The organism is Rhizobium sp. SVR5-9E, from assembly GCF_056755095.1.
On record NZ_JBNDHS010000291.1, the window covers coordinates 1 to 347 of the forward strand.

At 62.0% G+C, this 347-nt stretch carries 1 pseudogene; it reads right to left on the reverse strand.

Going from position 1 to position 347, the window contains the following annotated elements:
- Positions 1 to 69 precede the first annotated feature (69 nt).
- Positions 70 to 347 (reverse strand): annotated as a pseudogene (locus tag ACPYOJ_RS34845) (hypothetical protein); the annotation flags it as partial.

Consider the following 347-nt stretch of genomic DNA (forward strand, 5'->3'; position numbering starts at 1 on the left):
GTCGACACGTTGCGCCGAGGCCTCGACCAGAGCATCGCGAACCAGCTTTTCAGCCGATGGTGAAGAGTCTCAAAGCAGTTCCTTCGAAACCACGGCCAGAGCGGCAACATTGAGCGGGGTCAGGTTCACGTCCATGAAGTCAGCCTTGCTGAAGGGAATGGACTTGGACTGGCCGACCCAATAGCCGGTCGCCGCGCCGTCCTGGCCGGCGATGTTGACGTTGGCCGACACTTCGCGCAGCGGCAGCTCGTCGAACACGGTACGGCTGTAGAGGTATTCGAGGAAGTCGCCGGTATAGCGGTCGATGTGCACGAGCTCCGCGCCCCACTTGCCGGAGTCCGTACCAC